Raw genomic sequence first — 15,359 nt, 5'->3', positions numbered from 1 at the left:
ATCGCATGACCCACCGGATCACGTGGAGAGCCCGGTGCGGGGACGACCCGCACGCCGGGTTCGGCGGGCGGGGACGAGAAAACCGGCAGCCGAAACGCTGCACGGCGTCTCGTCCCCGACCCAACAGGTCCAAGCCCTGGACCGGTCGCAACCGGTGCTGCCGATGATGCCCGGCATGCCGGAACGGCGTACGCACGACTACGTTCGCAACGGCATCACCAGCCTGTTCGCCGCGTTCAACATCGCCGACGGCACCGTGATCAGCGAACTGCACCGCCAGCACCGCGCCACCGAGTTCAAGAAGTTCCTGACCACGATCGACAAGGCCGTGCCGGCTGAGCTGGACGTCCACCTGGTCTGCGACAACTACGGCACCCACAAAACCCCAGCCATCAAAGCCTGGCTGGCCAAACATCCCCGCTTCCACGTGCACTTCACCCCGACCGGATCCTCATGGATCAGCCAGGTTGAACGCTGGTTCGGCTACCTCACCGAGCAACTCATCCGCCGCGGCGTCCACAAGAGTGTCCAAGCCCTCGAAAGCGACATCCGCGCCTGGATCCGGGACTGGAACCACAACCCGAAACCCTTCGTGTGGGTCAAGACCGCCGAGGAAATCCTCGACTCCCTCGCCCGATATTGTCGACGAATTTCAGACGCGGGACACTAGTGGTTGCTTTCCTTTCTAGAGCTGTCCACAATTGACTGTCGTGGGTAGCGTGTATCGGATCGGCGAGTTCGCCAAGCGGGTGGGCCGCTCGGTGAGTACGGTGCGCCGGTGGGAGGCGGAGGGTCGGATCGCGGCCCGTCGTCTGCCGTCGGGGCAGCGGTACTTCGACGATTCTGATGTGCGCCGGGTGCTGCAGCCGGGCTTCGACGCCGACCGGCGGAAGGTCGTGGTGTACTGCCGGGTGTCATCGCCGGGTCAGAAGGCCGACCTGGCCTCGCAGGTGGCGGCGATGCAGCAGTTCTGCCTTGCTCGCGGTCTGGCCGTGGACGAGTGGATCAGCGAGGTCGGCGGCGGGATGAACCTGCGCCGTAAGAAGTTCCTGGTGTCAATCCCCTGGAAGCGTGGAGGGTTGTTTAAGCTGCCTCGGCCCGGCGGGCGTCGGCGATGAAGTGTTCGTAGTCGACCGGTGACATGCCGTCGCAGGCGCTGTGGCGTCTGCGGACGTTGTAGAAGTCGACGATCCAGGTAGCGATCTTGAGTCGTGCTTCGGCGCGGGTGCGGAACCGCTGCCGGTGGATGTATTCGACCTTGATGGTGGAGTTGAACGCCTCCGCGGCGGCGTTGTCCAGGGCGCAGCCAACGCGGCCCATCGACTGCAGGACACCGAGGCGGCGACACGCCTTGGCGTAGTCGGCGGCGGTGTACTCGCTGCCGCGGTCGCTGTGAAAGATCACTCCGTCGACGGTGCCGCCGCGGGTCGCCGCGGCCATGCTCAGGGTGGCCTGGGTCAGGTCGGCGTCGTGGTGGGCGCTCATCGCGTAGCCGAGCAGTCGGCGGGAGTACAGGTCGATCACGGTGGCGAGGTAGAGCTTGCCCTCGTCGGTGGTGACCTCGGTGATGTCGCCGCACCACAACACGTCCGGTGCGACGGCGGTGAACTGCCGCCGGACCCGGTCCGGGGCCACCGGACGTTTGCCCTGCTTGGTGAGGCTGCGTCGGCGCCTCGGTGTGCGTCCGGCCAAGCCGAGCGCGGCCATCCGCGCCGCGACGTGTTGACCGACACCTGCCACCCGTCGGCGTGCAGATCCTGGGCCACTCGGGGAGAGCCGTACGTGCCACCCGAGGCGTCGAAGGAGACCCGGATCGCCTCATCGAGGGCGTCGCGGCGGGTCTGCCGGGCGGTGGGCTGCCGGTCACGCCACTTGTAGAACCACGACTGCGACAACCCCAGCGCCCGGCAGGTCACCGCGTGCGGCACGGCGTGCTCGGTCCTCTGAGCGGAGACGAAGCGGGCCACACTCACTTCGTCGCCTCCTTGACCCACAGGACCACAGATCGCTTGAGCACTGTGAGGATGGGCGGGTGCCGCCCGGCGGGCGGGGTTTGACTCAGCTTGAGACTGGCCCTGTGGGTGCCTTCGTGATGACCCGTCGACCTCGCCCTCGGGCGGCACCGACCCGACCTGGGCGTGGATGTGTCCCGATAGGGGCCTCGCCGATGGGCACCGTCACAGTCCTGACCACCACGTCCGGTCGACGTCGATCCCTGTTACCGAGTGGAAGGATCTGATGTTGCCCACCGACGTCCCGACCAACGTCGCCACGATGGATGAGGAGATCATCCTCGGGGTGGACACGCACAACGACGCGCACGTCGCCGCGGTGATCACCGTGCTGGGTGCGCTGGTGGACACCCAGGCGTTCCCGACCACCGTCGCCGGCTACACCGATCTGGTGGACTGGGCGCGCGGACACGGCCGGCTGCGGCGCGCGGGTGTGGAGGGAACCAGCTCCCACGGCACCGCCTTGACCCGGCACATGCACCGCGACGGGCTGCAGGTCATCGAGGTCAACCGGCCTGACCGTGCGGTGCGCCGACGCCGCGGCAAGACCGACGCGGTCGACGCGGAGAACGCCGCCCGCGCGGTGCTGTCCGGGCAGGCCACCGGCCTGGCCAAGAGCGGCGACGGTGCCGTGGAGATGATCCGCATGTTCAAGATCGCAAAGGATTCGGCGGTCAAGGCCCGCACCCAGGCCATCAACCAGCTCAAGGCCGTGCTGGTGCGCGCCGACCCGACACTGCGCGAATCGCTGAGCGGTCTCGGCCGCGTCGCGCTGATCCGCCGCTGCGCAGCCCTACCCCCCACCACCGACCACAGCACCCACGCGGCGACCACCACGGTCCTGCGCAGCCTGGCCCGCCGCGTCCTGGCCCTCACCGACGAAACCCGCGCCCTGCAACAACAGATGAGCAGCGCCATCGCCGCCTGCGCGCCGCAGCTGCTCGACCAGTACGGCGTCGGCCCCGACACCGCCGCGGCGCTACTCATCACCGCCGGCGACAACCCCGACCGGCTGACCAACCAGGCCGCGTTCGCCGCCCTCTGCGGCGTCAACCCCATCGAGGCATCCTCGGGCAAGACCACCCGCCGCCGGCTCAACCGCGGCGGCGACCGCCGCGCCAACAGCGCCCTCTACACCATCGTCCTGACCCGACTCGGCCGCGACCAACGCACCCGCGACTACGCCACCAAACGGGCACACGAGGGCAAATCAACAAAGGAGATCATCCGCTGCCTGAAGCGCTACGTCGCCCGACAGATCTTCCCCCTCATCACCGCAGCCCTGCCACCAGCGACAACGCCGACTCCCTCAACTTGACAAACATAGGGGCGTCGTCGCGCTCCATCGCCAACTCGGCGTTCTCCCTGCGCAGCCTGACCAGCTCGGCGCGTTCGTCCTCACCGAGACCGCCCGCGGCCGCCTCGCCGCGAGCCCGCCGATCCTGCGCCACCCAGTTGGCCAGAGTGCCGTCGTTGATCCCCAGATCCCGGGCGACCTGCGCGATCGGCTTGCCCGTCTCCCGCACGATCCGCACCGCGCCCTCACGGAACTCCCGGTCGAACCGTCTCCTCGTCTCAGCCATGACCATCTATCCCCTTAGGTCTAGCCTCCACGCTATCGGGGGAACCTCATGTACGTGATCACCGCGAAGTGGGTGTAGGCCGGCGCCTCCCGCCAGAGCGCCTCGCTCTCCCCGCTGGGATTCCGGTCGGTGTGCTGGAAGGTGTTGTACGCCGGCGATTCGGGGGCGGCGTTCCACCAGTCGTCCGGCGCGACCCGGTGGTACGGGTAGCGGACGCCCGGGTCCGGCGAGATGCCGTACATCGTCGGTCCGAAGGCGAAGACGCCGGTGGGGGTGGTGGGTACCCCCTCCACGTGCCGGTCGCTGAACCCGTCGCGGCCGATCCGGGCGGGCAGCTCGGACACCGGCTCCCATCGGTCGCCCGTCCTGACCAACGTCTCCAGGGTGGCGTGGCTCGGGCTCCGGTCGTCGTCGGTGACGATGACGACCTGGGTGCTGTCGCGCGGCAGCGTGGTCAGCAGGTGGGCGCGGTTGGCGACCCGTGCACGGGTACGGGATTCCGCGGTCATGCCGCTGATCATGGCAGCCGGCGCCGGGGACGGGTCAGGACCGGGTCCGCAACTCCCCGGTCCTGACCCCCAGCCGTCCGGCGTGGTAGCGGAATTCGCCGTTGCGAGCGCGGCAGGCGTGGCACGCCGCCAACGCCGGGCTCAACACGGCGAGCCGGCCCGCATGCACTCAGCTCCACGGTGCCCAACTACCGGACTTCGGCGCGTCCCCGACTCACCCCGAAGAGCCGTGAACGCGGGCCCAGGTTAGGCATCCCGCCGCAGGTCGGACAAGCTTTTGCGGGCCCGCGAGAATGTGATTGATACCAACGTTGAAATACGGCATGTCGACGTAACAGGGTCAGCCGGATTGTCGCTGTTTCTCATCGAAGCGACCGGTCCGCCCACCGACCCGTCGAGCCTCGGACCGGCCCGCTGCCACGGCCCCGGCGATCAGCGCGAGCGCGCCCAGATGCAGCAGTCGTACCCCACCGGGGGCCGGCATCGTCGGATACGGCAGCGCCGGCAGCACCGCCGCGCCGACGGCCGTGACGATCAGCGCCACCCCCCAGAAGACCGTGGGGCGCGCCGGTGGCGCCGGCGGTCGTACGCCGTCAAAGATCTCATGCCGGCTGGCGGCGCGCAGCGCCAGGCCGACCACGACGACCGCGCCGACCAGAGTGCTGAGCAGGTCGGCGAAGAACCACCAGTACATGCCGGTGAGCGCGTGCCAGTCCACGCCGAGGGCGCGCAGCCAGCGGTCGGTGTGGGTGACCCGGTCCCAGGCGACGTGGCTGGCCGCGCCGATCAGCGCTGAGCAGACCGTGACCTGCCAGGGGTGCCGGACGCCGCCGAGCGCGGCATGATCCCGCCAGGCGAAGGCCCGCTCGCCGGGCAGGTGCACCGCGATCCCGGCGATCGTCCGGCGGACGATCCAGGTGTAGCCGAGCGCCACCGGCAGGCACCACCAGAGCAGCCCGCCCAGCGTGTGGGTCCGCAGCCCGAGGTCGTACCGGGTGCCGGTGAACAGGTAGGCCACGTCCGGCGACACCGCGCCGGTGGCCAGCGCCACCCCGTCGAACCAGTGCGGGCGCCACAGCTTCAGCGGCAGCACCGGAGCCAGGTGCGAGGGGAACGTCAGCGGCACGACCCGGACGTTACCGGCGGATCAGAAATGCCGGAGCAGGTCGGGGAAGGCGGCCAGCCGGACCACTCCGGTGTCGGTCGGGTCCAGCTCGTCGTGCTCCAGCACCCAGGTGTTCTCGTTGGGGATGAACACCGCGTTCAGGCCGGCGGCCCGGGCCGGCAGGATGTCCGACCGCGGGGAGTTGCCGATCATCCACCCGTCGGCCGGGTCGAACCCGTGCTCGGCGACCAGCCAGCGGTACGTGTCGACGTCCTTCTCCCGGACGATGTGCGCGGCCCGGAAGTGGCGCAGCAGACCCGAGGCGTCGAGCTTGCGCTGCTGCTCCTCCCGTTCCCCCTTGGTGAGCAGCAGCAGCTCGTGGCGGGTGGCGAGGTCGTCCAGCGTCTCCGCGACCCCCGGCATCAGCTCGACGGTGTGCCCGACCAGCGCCGCGGTCAGCTCGTCCAGCTCCCGGCGCTCCCGCTCCGTGGCCGGCCGCTCCCGCAGCCGCTCCAGGCAGTCCCCCAGGCTGCGCAGGAAGACCTTGCTGCCGTACCCGTGCGCCACCGCGTTGGCCCGCTCGATGTCGTCGAGCACGGCCCGGATCTCGGTCCGGTCCAGCGTGGGGTGGTCCAGCCAGGCGAGGAAGTCGTCGATCACCCGCTCGAAGAGGACGTTGTTCTCCCAGAGCGTGTCGTCGGCGTCGAAGATGAGCACCGTCGCCTCCCGGCGCTGCCGCATCGCGTTCCCCTTCCGTGTGCTGGACCGGGACACGCTACTGCGCCCCGGGCGGCCGGGACAGCCCAGTTTCCGGCGCGGCGCGCGGACGGTGCCGGGCGGGCGGGAAGGATCACCGGGGCCGGCCGGACGGCCGGTGCGAAGTGGCCGAACGCCGAGGCGCGGACGGCGGGAACCCGACTGCGCGTACCCGGCTGGGCGCGGCATGCTTCGGCCATGACGACCTCTCGTGATCATCCACACCAGACCCGGGGCCGGCCGGAGGGCCGGCGCCGGCGTCGCCGGAGAGCGGCCACCGGAGTGCTCGCCGCGCTCGTCGCGGCCGGCAGCGCCCTTCCCGCGACCCCGGCCCACGCGGTCAACGCCACGCACGCCACCGTGGTCAGCGCCGACCCGGCGAACTGGACGCCGCACGCGCTCGACGGCACCGTCTACCGGATCCTCCAGATCGGCAACCGGGTGTATCTCGCCGGGTCCTTCACCAAGGTCCGCAACGCGAACAACACCGCGCAGCTCGCCATGCCCCGGCTGGTGGCCTTCGACGCCACCACGGGCCGGATCGACACCACCTTCCGGCCCGTGGTCAACGGGACCGTGAAGGCGCTCGCCGCGTCGGCCGACGGCCGGTCGCTCTACATCGGCGGAGCGTTCACGACGGTGAACGGGGTGGCCGCACCGCGGGTGGCCCGGCTCGACGTGGCCACCGGGGCCCGGGTCGCCGGCTTCGCCCCGGCCGCGCTCAACAACCAGGTCAACGACGTGCGGCTGGTCGGCGGTCGGCTGATCGTGGGCGGCGCGTTCCAGACCGTGGCCGGGGTGGCCCGCCGAGGCCTGGCCGCGCTGAACGCGACCACCGGCGCCGCCGACCCGACGGTGAACCTGCGCCTGGAGGGGCCGCGGGTCACCACCAGCGGGGTCACCGCGCCGGTGAAGGTCGAGGCGCTGGACGTCTCCGCGGACGGCAGCCGGCTGGTCTTCGTGGGCAACTTCAGCTCGGTCGCCGGCCAGCCCCGCCACCAGCTCGCCGTGGCGGGGCTGACCGCCGCCGGCGTCACCCTCTCCGGGTGGTCGACCACCCGGTACCAGCCGCAGTGCGCGGCGAGCATGCCCACCTATCTGCGGGGGGTGGACATCTCGCCGGACGGCTCCTGGTTCGTCGCGGTCACCACCGGCGCCGCGTTCCCGGGCACACTCTGCGACGCGGCCTCCCGCTTCGAGTTCGGCGCGGAGACCGGCGGCAAGCAGCCGACCTGGGTGAACTACACCGGCGGGGACACCCTGCTCTCGGTGGCGATCACCGGCTCCGCGGTCTACGTCGGCGGGCACCAGCGCTGGCTGGACAACCCGCTCGGCCGCAACTCGGCCGGCGCCGGTGCGGTCTCCCGCCCCGGCATCGGCGCGATCCACCCGGTCACCGGCCGGGCCCTCGCCTGGAACCCGACGAAGGACCGGGGCGTCGGCACCGGCGAGCTGTACGCCACCGACCGGGGCCTCTTCGTCGGCAGCGACACCACCATGGTGGCCGGCGAGTACCACGCGCGGGTGGCCTTCTTCCCGCTGCCCTGAGCGGGCGGGGCGCGGCGGCCGGGCGGCCGTCGCGCCCCGGCTCAGCGGCGCCGGGTGAGGATCAGGTCGGCGACCAGCGCCGTCCAGCCGGTCTGGTGCCAGGCCCCCAGCCCGGCGCCGTTGTCGCCGTGGAAGTACTCCGGGAAGCAGATCAGGTCCCGCCAGTCCGGGTGGGTCTGGAAGAGCTGGGCCGCGCCGTAGATGGGGCGCCGGCCCCAGCCGTCCCGGGTGAAGAGCGAGATCAGCCGCGCGGAGAGGTCGTCGGCGATCTCGTCGAGCGTGTGCTTGCTCCCGGAGCGGGTCGGGTACTCGACCTGGAGGTCGTCGCCGAAGAAGGCCGCGTAGTCGCGCAGCGCGCTGATCAACAGGAAGTTGGTCGGCATCCAGATCGGGCCGCGCCAGTTGGAGTTGCCGCCGAACAGGCCGCTGGTCGACTCGGCCGGCTCGTAGCCGACGCTGAACTCCTGGCCGCCGAGGGTCACCGTGAACGGCTTGTCCAGGTGGGCGCGGCTGAGCGTGCGCAGGCCGTACTCGGAGAGGAACTCGTCGGTGTCCAGCATCCGGGCGAGCAGCCGGACCACCTGGTCCGGGCCGACCATGGAGAGCAGCCGCTGCTGCCGCCCGTCCGGGCCGAGCCGGCGGGCGCCGATCACGTCGGCGTACTCGGGGCGGTTGGTGAGGAACCAGCGCAGCCGGGCACCCAGCTCGGGCAGCCGGTGCAGGGTCTTCGCGGTGAGCCGGGTGGTCGCCGCGAGCGGCAGCAGCCCGACCACCGAGCGGACCTTCAGCGGCACCTGGCTGCCGTCGGCCAGCCGCAGCACGTCGTAGAAGAAGGCGTCCTCGTCGTCCCAGAGCCCCTGGTCGTACGCGGCCGCGGCGATGTACGCGAAGTGCTCGAAGAACTTCGTCGCGGTGTCCACGTACGCCCGGTCGTGCTCGGCCAGCACGATGGCCATGTCGAGCAGGTTCAGCGCGTACATGGCCATCCAGCCGGTGCCGTCGGACTGCTCGAGCACCCCGGCCACCGGCAGCGCGGCGGAGCGGTCGAACGGGCCGACGTTGTCCAGCCCGAGGAAGCCGCCCTCGAAGACGTTGTTGCCGCCGGTGTCCTTGCGGTTCACCCACCAGGTGAAGTTGAGCAGCAGCTTGTGCATCACCCGGGCGAGGAACTCGTGGTCGCGGGAGCCGTCGATCTCGAAGACCTTCAGCGCCGCCCAGGCGTGCACCGGCGGGTTCACGTCGCCGAACGCCCACTCGTACGCCGGGATCTGCCCGTTGGGGTGCAGGTACCACTCACGCAGCAGGAGCAGCAGCTGCTCCTTCGCGAAGCCGGGGTCGACCCGGGCGATGGTGACGCAGTGGAAGGCCAGGTCCCAGGCCGCGTACCAGGGGTACTCCCAAGGGTCCGGCATGGAGATCACGTCGAAGCTGGTCATGTGCCACCAGTGGCTGTTGCGCCCGTGCCGCCGACCGGCCGGCGGTGGCGTGGAGCCGGGGTCGCCCTCCAGCCACCGCTTGACGTCGAAGTGGTAGAACTGCTTGCCCCACATCACCCCGGCGATGGCCTGCCGGGCCACCAGCGCCTCGTCGGCGCTCGCGGCGGCCGGGACGACGCTGTCGAAGAACCGGTTCGCCTCGGCCCGCCGGGCCCAGAGCACCGCGTCGAAACCGTCGCCCAGCTCGGCCGGCGGCGGCGGGGCGGATGCCGGCGGCGGAGCGGTCCGGGTCAGCCGCAGCCGGATCTGCCGCTGGCCCCCGGCCGGCACGTCGAACACGTAGTGCAGCGCGCCCTTGGTCCCCTCCCGGTCCGGGTTGACCGTGGCCGCGCCGGCCACCACGTGGTCGTTGATCCCGTCCTTCGGGTACGCCGACCGGCCCGGCAGCCCCCAGAGCCGCTCGGCGTTGGTGTCGTTGTCGCAGAGCAGCGGGGTCGGCGCGCCGTCGCCCTCCAGCAGGACCTGGCCGAGCACCCAGTGCTCGCCGACCAGCCGGGCGCCGTCACCCACCAGTTTCGGCACCCGGTCGCCGCCGGGCAGCCCCCACGACCAGGTGTTGCGGAACCACAGCGTGGGCAGCACGTGCAGCCGCTCGGCCCGGTCGCCCCGGTTGGCGACCGTCACCAGGATGCACATGTCGCTCGGGGACGCCTTGGCGTAGTCGACGGTCACCGCCCAGTACCGGTCGTCGTCGAAGATCCCGGTGTCGACCAGCTCGTACTCGGTGTCGTCCCGGCCGCGCAGCGCGTTGACCGCCACCAGCTCGTCGTACGGGAAGGCGGCCTGCGGGTAGTGGTAGCGCCAGCGCATGAAGGAGTGGGTGGGGGTGGAGTCCTCGTACCACCAGTACTCCTTCACGTCCTCGCCGTGGTTGCCCCCGTCGCCGCCGAGGCCGAACATCCGCTCCTTGAGGATCGGGTCCTTCCCGTTCCAGAGGGCGAGGGCGAAGCAGAATGTCTGCCGGTCGTCGCAGACGCCGGCCATGCCGTCCTCGTTCCACCGGTAGGCTCGGGACCGCGCGTGATCGTGGGGGAAGTAGTCCCACGCCGTGCCGTGTTCGCTGTAGTCCTCCCGTACCGTCCCCCACGCCCGCTCGGACAGATAGGGACCCCATGCGCGCCAGTCCTGCTCGCCGGCATCGGCCTGGGCGAGCCGGAGCCGCTCGGGGTCGGGGGCAGCGGAGGTCGGACGGTCAGTGATCACCTGCACATCTTCGACGCCGCCGGGGTACTTCACCACAGCGGCCATTCTCGTCGTGGCGTGCGGCACGCCGCCCCGGGTGGAGGAAAGATGAACGGGATTCGCTTCGGTCCGCAGGTCTGCGGCGACCTCGACGCCGGGTCGACCCGGGAGTGGCTGCTCCCCGACGGGCGGGGCGGCTACGCCATGGGCACGGTCAGCGGGCTGCGTACCCGCCGCTACCACGGGCTGCTGGTGGCGGCCGGGGAAACGCCGGCGACCCGCCGGATGGGGCTGGTCAGCCTCGACCCGGCGGTCACCCTACCGTCGGGGGCGCGGGTGCGCCTCGGCGCGCACGAGTGGGCCTCCGGCGACGTCGACCCGCGCGGCTTCGAGCTGCTGGAGCAGTTCGCCCTGGTCGACGGGGTGCCGCGCTGGCGCTGGCGGATCGGTGACGTGGTGATCGAGCGGGAGATCGCCATGGCGTACGGCCGGTCCTGCGTGGCGGTGGTGCACCGGCTGGTGTCGGGCGGCCCGGTCCGGCTGGACCTGGCGGCGGCCTGCACCTGGCGGGACGCGCACGGCGAGCGGCGGGCCGACGGCCCGACGCCCCGGCTGGAGCCGGCCGCCGGCGGGGCGGTGGTCGAGGGGGCGTTCCGGCTGGTCGGGCCGGACTGGGCGCCTGAGGGGAAGTGGTGGCTGGGGGTGCGCCACCGCGAGGAGGCGGCCCGCGGGCTCAACCCGGACGAGGACCTCTGGTACGCGGGCCGCTTCGCCGGCGCGCTGGACCGCCCGGGCGACACGGTGTCGGTGCTGGCCTGGGCCGACGACCTGACCGACCACCCGCCCGCGGCGACCGCGCTGGTCGAGGCGGCGCGGCGGCGCAACCGGGAGGTGGTGGCCGCGGCGAAGCCGGCCGACCCGGCGGCGGCGACCCTCGCCCTGGCCGCCGACGCGTTCGTGGTGCGCACGGCCGCCGGCCCCGACGTGGTCGCCGGCTACCCGTGGTTCGGCGCCTGGTCACGGGACACCATGACCTCGTACGAGGGGCTGTTCCTCCGCACCAACCGGGCCGACGAGGGGCGGGAGCTGCTGCGGGCGTACGCGGCGACGCTGTCCGAGGGGATGCTGGCGAACACCGCCGACACCGGCCGGGTGGAGTACAACACGGTCGACGCGACGCTGTGGTTCCTGCACGCGGTGAGCCGGCACGTCACCGCCACCGGCGACACCGACCTCGCCGGCGAGCTGCTGCCCGCGCTGCACGCCGTGGTCGAGGCGCACCTGGCCGGCACCCGGTACGGCATCGCGGTCGACCCGGCCGACGGGCTGCTCACCCAGGGCGGCCCGCCGGACACCGCGCTGACCTGGATGGACGCCCGGGTATGCGGGGTGCCGGTGACGCCGCGTACCGGCAAGCCGGTGGAGGTCAACGCGCTCTGGGTGAACGGGCTGGCCGGCCTGGCCGAGCTGACCGAGCTGGTCGGCCGGGACGCCACCGCGCTGTGGGGGCTGCACTCGAAGGCGACCACGGCGTTCCGGAAGCGGTTCCCGGCGCCGGTGGGCTGGCTGCACGACGTGGTGGACGCGCCGGCCCCGGCGTACCCGCTGGGCGGGGCCCCGCACCACGACGACGACCTGCTCCGCCCGAACCAGCTGCTCGCCTGGTCGCTGCCGTACGCCCCGCTGGAGCCGGACGAGGCGACGCTGCGCCGAATCACCGCCGCGCTGTTCACCCCGCTCGGGCCGTGCAGCCTCTCCCCCGACTCGCCGGGTTTCGTCGGCCGGCACCGGGGCGGTCCGGCGGAGCGGGACGGGGCCTACCACCAGGGCACCGTGTGGCCGTGGCTGATCGGGCCGCTGGTCGACGCGTACCGGCGGGCCGGGCTGCCCACCGACGATCTTCTGGTCGGACTCGAGGGGCATCTGGGCGAGTACGGGCTGGGATCGGTGAGCGAGACGGCCGACGCCCTCGCCCCGCACGGCGCGACCGGCTGCCCGTTCCAGGCGTGGTCGGTCGCCGAGCTGTTGCGCGTCCGGCGGGCCGGATAGGCACGCGTTACACACCGGCAACCACCGCGTCTCCGCTGGTTATCGACCGGTCGGCAGGATTGGCCTCGACCCACCCGAGACGGCCGGCATCCGGTGTGGTGCCCGCCGCCGCGTGGTGCGGGAACAACTCAAAGGGGGCCGCATGTCACCTGACGCCGACGTGATCGACATCCACCCCGCCCGGCACCAGCGGGTGCTGATCCTCTCCTGGGAGTACCCGCCCGTGCTCGTCGGTGGACTCGGCCGCCACGTGCACGCCCTCTCCGTCGCTCTGGCCGTCGCCGGCCACGAGGTCACCGTGGTCACCCGGCACGCCGAGGGCGCCCCGCTGGAGGAGTACGCCGACGGCGTCCGGATCCTCCGGGCCGCCGAGGACCCGGTCGCCTTCCCGCTCGCCACCGGCTCCCTGCTGGCCTGGACGATGGCGTTCAACCACACCCTCACCCGCACCGCCCTGCGGGCCGCCGGGTCCGGCGGGTACGACGTGATCCACGCCCACGACTGGCTGGTCGCGCACTCCGCGGTCACCCTCGCCGAACACCTCGACCTGCCGCTGGTCACCACCATCCACGCCACCGAGGCCGGCCGGCACCAGGGCTGGCTGCCTGCGGAGATGAACCGCACCATCCACGGCGTCGAGCACTGGCTGAGCAACGCCTCGGCCCGGGTGATCGCCTGCTCCGGTTACATGCGGGACCAGGTGGCCCGGCTCTTCGACGTGCCGACCGGGCGGATCGACGTGGTCCCCAACGGGGTCGACCACCGGGCCTGGCACGCCCGCCCGCGGACGGTCGCCTCCGCCCGGGCCCGCTACGCCGGCGACGGCCCGCTGATCGGGTACGCCGGCCGGCTGGTCTACGAGAAGGGCGTGCAGCACCTGGTGCACGCGGTGCCGTACCTGCGGGACCGGCACCCGGGGCTGCGGGTGGTCATCGCCGGGGACGGGCCGTACCGGGAGGAGCTGGTCGCCGAGGCGCGGCGGCTGCACCTCGGCGACACCGTGCGCTTCGCGGGCTTCATGGACGCCACCCAGCTGCCGGCGGTGCTCGCCGCGACCGACGCGACCGTGATCCCCAGCCTCTACGAGCCGTTCGGCATGATCGCCCTGGAGGCGGCGGCCGCCGGAGCCCCCCTCGCGGTGGCGAGCACCGGCGGGCTGGCCGAGATCGTCGAGCCCGGCGTCACCGGGGTGACCTTCCCGCACAGCGACCCCGGCGCGCTCGGCGGCGCGGTCGACCAGCTCCTCGGCGACGAGGTCTTCGCCCGCCGGGTCGCCCGCCGGGCCCGCACCATGGTGGCCGAGCGGTACGGCTGGTCCACCATCGCCGCGCACACCGCGGCCAGCTACGCGGCCGCCCGCCGGGAGCACGGGGCGTTCCAGGCCCGGCGGGCCGCCGCCGTGCTGGCCGGTGGCCGGCCCGCCATCGCCATCCCGGACGGGAATCTGCTGACCGGGGCCGCCAGCTGACCCGGAGCGGCCCTGACGACCGACAGGTCACACCCGACCCGTTGGCTACGGTGGACGTCGACCAGCGGTGAGGAGAACCGTGCGGCAGGTAGTGATCGCCGGCCGGTACCGCCTGCTCGAGCTGGTCGGACGCGGCGGAATGGGGCGGGTCTGGCTCGCCCGGGACGAGATGCCGCACCGCGAGGTGGCGGTGAACCGCGCGGTTGAAGCCGCCACCGCCGCAGATGCGTCGCGTGAAGACGATGCAGGCGTACCGGTTCGCCCTGGACCTGACGCCGTCGCAGGAGCGGGCCGCGCTGGCCCGCCGCGTCGAGGCGGGCGCGGCGCGGATCCTGTCCGCGACGGTGCGCCGTGACGGCGGACGCTGGTACGTGGCGTTCACCTGCGAGGTGCAGCGCGCTGACCGCGTCCCGACTCACCCGCGCCGAACGGGGAGAACCTGGACGCCCTGCGGCTCCTCCAGGCGAAGGCCGGCGCCTGGACGTTCGGCTGGACCACCCTGGACGGTGACTGGGCCGCGGCGGGCGCCGACCTGACCCGCGTCCGGCAGAGCTTCCAGCCGGGCGGCCCGGCCGGCTCGCCGGGCTGACCGCCTGCCGCTCGCCCACCACGGATGAGAAAACACCGACCGCTGACTATCGTGTACGGGGAGTGGCCGAGGGGGCGCCGAGGTGCTGCAGTTGCTGGTCGCCGGGCGTTACCGGCTGCTCGACCAGGTCGGGTCCGGTGGCATGGGCCGGGTCTGGCGGGCCCGCGACGAGATGCTGCACCGGGACGTGGCGGTGAAGGAGGTCGTCCCACCCGGCTGGCTGACCGAATCGGAACGGGACGAGTTGCGGCTGCGGACGCTGCGCGAGGCGCGTACCGCCGCCCGGCTGAACCACCCGAACGTGGTCCGCATCTACGACGTGGTGCACGACCGGGGCAGCCCCTGGATCGTCATGGAGTACGTGCCGTCCCGTTCGCTGCAGGAACTCCTGGACACGGACGGACCGCTGCCGCCCCGGCGGACCGCCGAGATCGGGCTGGCGGTGCTGGCCGCGCTGCGCGCCGCACACGCCGCCGGCGTGCTGCACCGCGACGTCAAGCCGCACAACGTCCTCGTCGCCCACGACGGCCGGGTGGTGCTGACCGACTTCGGGCTGGCCACGTTCGTCGGCGGGGACGGGGCGATGACCGGGCCCGGGATGGTGCTCGGCTCACCGCACTTCGTCGCCCCGGAGCGGGCCCGGGACGGGATCTCCGACCCGCGTACCGACCTGTGGTCGCTCGGGGCGACGCTCTACGCGGCGGTGGAGGGGCGGTCCCCGTACGCCCGGGCCAGCGCGATGGCGACGCTGAGCGCGCTGGCCACCGATCCGCCCGACCCGATGCGCCGGGCCGGCCCGCTGCGGCCGGCGCTGGCGGGGCTGTTGCAGCGGGAACCGTGGCGCCGGCTGACGGCAGCCGAGGTGGAGCCGCTGCTGCGCGCGGCGGCGACCGTCCCGGACGGTCCACCGGGGACGGCGGACGGCCCGAACGAGCCGCGTCGGGTGCCGGAGGGCGCCGGTCGGCCGGGGCGGACGCCGGGCGCCGGACGGCCCGGGCGGGCGAGGGAGCGCGCAGGCACGGCAGGTCGGACGGCGGGCCGGGCGGGTCCGCTCTGGCGGGC

The 15,359-nt window shown here is 72.6% G+C and carries 12 protein-coding genes and 2 pseudogenes; 7 read left to right on the top strand and 7 right to left on the bottom strand.

Annotated elements, in window-relative coordinates; translation table 11 throughout:
* On the top strand, nucleotides 1-670 hold a 670-nt coding region (locus DKT69_RS02755; protein ID WP_236647304.1), incomplete at its 5' end, for an IS630 family transposase.
* A gap of 40 nt (nucleotides 671-710) precedes the next feature.
* Nucleotides 711-1,091 (top strand): annotated as a pseudogene (locus DKT69_RS02750) (MerR family DNA-binding transcriptional regulator); the annotation flags it as partial.
* Here the strand turns inward: DKT69_RS02750 and DKT69_RS02745 are convergent.
* A complete protein-coding gene (locus DKT69_RS02745) occupies nucleotides 1,084-1,740 on the bottom strand; it encodes an IS3 family transposase (protein WP_201749456.1) in 657 nt (218 codons plus the stop codon). The pseudogene DKT69_RS02750 and the gene DKT69_RS02745 overlap by 8 nt on opposite strands.
* 35 nt (nucleotides 1,741-1,775) lie before the next feature.
* Nucleotides 1,776-1,916 (bottom strand): annotated as a pseudogene (locus DKT69_RS40945) (hypothetical protein); the annotation flags it as partial.
* Nucleotides 1,917-2,238: 322 nt separating this feature from the next.
* Between DKT69_RS40945 and DKT69_RS02740 the strand changes: the two are divergent.
* Nucleotides 2,239-3,330 carry an IS110 family RNA-guided transposase gene (locus DKT69_RS02740; RefSeq protein ID WP_109800025.1) on the top strand — a complete coding sequence of 364 codons (1,092 nt, stop codon included), beginning with the start codon at nucleotides 2,239-2,241 and terminating at the stop codon, nucleotides 3,328-3,330.
* Here the strand turns inward: DKT69_RS02740 and DKT69_RS02735 are convergent.
* The 4 genes from DKT69_RS02735 to DKT69_RS02720 all read right to left on the bottom strand — a co-directional run bounded on the left by DKT69_RS02735 (nucleotide 3,284) and on the right by DKT69_RS02720 (nucleotide 5,950).
* A complete protein-coding gene (locus DKT69_RS02735) occupies nucleotides 3,284-3,595 on the bottom strand; it encodes a transposase (protein ID WP_161557755.1) in 312 nt (103 codons plus the stop codon). The genes DKT69_RS02740 and DKT69_RS02735 overlap by 47 nt on opposite strands.
* Nucleotides 3,596-3,627: 32 nt before the next feature.
* The gene (locus DKT69_RS02730) at nucleotides 3,628-4,104 is read right to left on the bottom strand and encodes a hypothetical protein (protein WP_146230972.1); all 477 of its coding nucleotides are present in this window, start codon (nucleotides 4,102-4,104) and stop codon (nucleotides 3,628-3,630) included.
* Nucleotides 4,105-4,444: 340 nt separating this feature from the next.
* Nucleotides 4,445-5,230 (bottom strand): DUF4184 family protein, encoded by a 786-nt coding sequence (locus tag DKT69_RS02725; RefSeq protein ID WP_109800022.1) that lies wholly within the window; start codon nucleotides 5,228-5,230, stop codon nucleotides 4,445-4,447.
* 21 nt (nucleotides 5,231-5,251) lie between these two features.
* Nucleotides 5,252-5,950 carry an HAD family hydrolase gene (locus DKT69_RS02720; RefSeq protein WP_109800021.1) on the bottom strand — a complete coding sequence of 233 codons (699 nt, stop codon included), beginning with the start codon at nucleotides 5,948-5,950 and terminating at the stop codon, nucleotides 5,252-5,254.
* 213 nt (nucleotides 5,951-6,163) lie between these two features.
* Between DKT69_RS02720 and DKT69_RS02715 the strand changes: the two genes are divergently transcribed.
* Nucleotides 6,164-7,513 (top strand): hypothetical protein, encoded by a 1,350-nt coding sequence (locus tag DKT69_RS02715; protein WP_236647303.1) that lies wholly within the window; start codon nucleotides 6,164-6,166, stop codon nucleotides 7,511-7,513.
* A 41-nt stretch (nucleotides 7,514-7,554) separates the two neighbouring features.
* Here the strand turns inward: DKT69_RS02715 and DKT69_RS02710 are convergent, their stop codons facing one another.
* The gene (locus DKT69_RS02710; RefSeq protein ID WP_109800019.1) at nucleotides 7,555-10,257 is read right to left on the bottom strand and encodes an MGH1-like glycoside hydrolase domain-containing protein; all 2,703 of its coding nucleotides are present in this window, start codon (nucleotides 10,255-10,257) and stop codon (nucleotides 7,555-7,557) included.
* Nucleotides 10,258-10,299: 42 nt separating this feature from the next.
* Between DKT69_RS02710 and DKT69_RS02705 the strand changes: the two genes are divergently transcribed.
* From DKT69_RS02705 to DKT69_RS02690, 3 genes are all read left to right on the top strand, one after another.
* Nucleotides 10,300-12,240: an amylo-alpha-1,6-glucosidase gene (locus DKT69_RS02705; protein WP_109800018.1), complete on the top strand. Its 1,941-nt coding sequence runs from the start codon at nucleotides 10,300-10,302 to the stop codon at nucleotides 12,238-12,240.
* Nucleotides 12,241-12,382: 142 nt separating this feature from the next.
* Nucleotides 12,383-13,708, top strand: a complete 1,326-nt coding sequence (locus DKT69_RS02700; protein WP_109800017.1) for a glycosyltransferase family 4 protein — start codon at nucleotides 12,383-12,385, stop codon at nucleotides 13,706-13,708.
* Nucleotides 13,709-14,439: 731 nt separating this feature from the next.
* Nucleotides 14,440-15,359 (top strand): serine/threonine-protein kinase (locus DKT69_RS02690; protein WP_236647305.1); only part of this gene is annotated, 920 nt, incomplete at its 3' end.

Source organism: Micromonospora sicca (assembly GCF_003172935.1).
In the GTDB taxonomy this organism is placed as follows: Bacteria; Actinomycetota; Actinomycetes; order Mycobacteriales; family Micromonosporaceae; genus Micromonospora; species Micromonospora sicca.
Note: the sequence above shows the minus strand (reverse complement) of the source record. Positions and strands in the feature narration are given on the sequence as shown.